Here is a 1624-nt window from a genome sequence, read left to right as displayed (position 1 = left end):
ACCGCCGCCCCCACCCGATCCAGCCACGCCCGCGACTCCGGGGTCGGCGTGCGCACCACAGCCCCGGCAAACATCTCATCGAAGCCGGCCAGGACCTGCTCCTGGGACCGACCACCCGCTCCTTCGAACATACGTTCGATTATGCCACGGCCGTACGACAACGGCCGGCTACAGACTCAGCGCTCGTGGGCCATGCCGTGGCTGGCGCCCTGCTGGGGCTGGCTTTCGGGATGCCCCGGCGAATCACCGCGGATGTCGATGCGCCACCCGGTGAGCCGCGCAGCCAGCCGCGCGTTCTGCCCTTCCTTGCCGATCGCCAGCGACAACTGGAAATCCGGAACTACCACGCGGGCTGCGCGGGCGGTCTGGTCGATGACCGACACCGAGACCACCTTCGCCGGCGACAGCGCGTTTGCGACAAAGCGCGCCGGGTCGTCGTCGTAGTCGATGATGTCGATCTTTTCTCCGGACAACTCGCTCATCACGTTGCGAACCCGCTGCCCCATGGGACCGATGCAGGCGCCCTTGGCGTTCAGGCCCGGGACACGCGACGCAACGGCGATCTTGGACCGGTGACCGGCCTCTCTGGCCACCGCCACGATCTCGACCGACCCGTCGGCGATCTCCGGCACTTCCAGCGAGAACAGTTTGCGTACCAGGTTGGGGTGGGTGCGCGACAAGGTGATCAGCGGCTCACGGGCGCCGCGCGTCACACCGACCACGTAGCAGCGCAGCCGGTTGCCGTGTTCGTAGCTCTCGCCGGGAACCTGCTCGGCGGCCGGGATCACACCTTCGGATGCCTTGCTCTCCGTGCCCATTCGAACCACGACCAGACCGCGGGCGTTGGCGCGGCTGTCGCGCTGGATGACCCCGGCGACGATTTCGCCCTCGCGCGTGGAGAACTCGCCGTAAGTGCGCTCGTTTTCGGCGTCACGGAATCGCTGCAGCATCACCTGGCGGGCGGTGGTGGCGGCGATGCGGCCGAAGCCCTCGGGAGTGTCATCCCATTCGCTGATGAGATTGCCGTCGGCATCCAGCTCCCGTGCGATCACGCGGACGACGCCGGTCTTGCGGTCGATGTCGATGCGTGCCTCGTTCTGGTGGCCCTGGGTGTGGCGGTAGGCGGTCAGCAGCGCGGACTTGATCGTTTCGAGCAACTCATTGACCGAGATGCCACGGTCCACCTCGATCGCATGCAACGCGGCCATATCGATGTTCATCCGCCGCCCTCCTCGTCACTGAACAATCCCCCCTCGGAGAGGAGTTCCATCTCCCGTGCATCCGGCCGGCCGAACTCCACCTGAACCACCGCGCTCGCGATGTCGCCGAGCGGAATCTGCCGGACTGCGGGTTTGGCGCGGCGATCGCCGCGGACCACCACCCGAATTTGGCCGTCGATGACGTCGCCGAGCCGAACGGTCACCGCAGAGCCGTCGGTCAACGTCACGTCGGCTTTGCGTCCGCGGGCTCGGCGGAAGTGCTTCTCTGTGGTGAGCGGGCGATCCACGCCGGGTGAACTGACTTCGAGGACGTACTGACCGTCTACCTTGGCGCCCGCATCGAGGAGTACGGACGCGGACCGGGACAACGCCGCTATCGTGTCGAGATCAAGGGGCACGTCGCC

Annotated in this window: 2 protein-coding genes; both read right to left on the bottom strand. The window is 66.9% G+C overall.

The annotated features are described in order from the left end of the window. Positions 1–176: 176 nt before the first annotated feature. Complete coding sequence (nusA, locus tag A5791_RS05070) at positions 177–1220, bottom strand: transcription termination factor NusA (protein WP_067232144.1); 1044 nt, start codon at positions 1218–1220, stop codon at positions 177–179. Then, on the bottom strand, positions 1217–1624 hold a 408-nt coding region (locus A5791_RS05065; protein WP_067232142.1), incomplete at its 5' end, for a ribosome maturation factor RimP. The genes A5791_RS05065 and nusA, both read right to left, overlap by 4 nt.

Source organism: Mycobacterium sp. 852002-51163_SCH5372311 (assembly GCF_001667115.1).
In the GTDB taxonomy this organism is placed as follows: Bacteria; Actinomycetota; Actinomycetes; order Mycobacteriales; family Mycobacteriaceae; genus Mycobacterium.
This window is presented reverse-complemented; position numbering and strand designations above follow the sequence as displayed.

Bases quoted from the DNA above. Each gene is read 5' to 3' on its own strand.
- nusA (WP_067232144.1), bottom strand. From the start codon at position 1,220: ATGAACATCGATATGGCCGCGTTGCATGCGATCGAGGTGGACCGTGGC.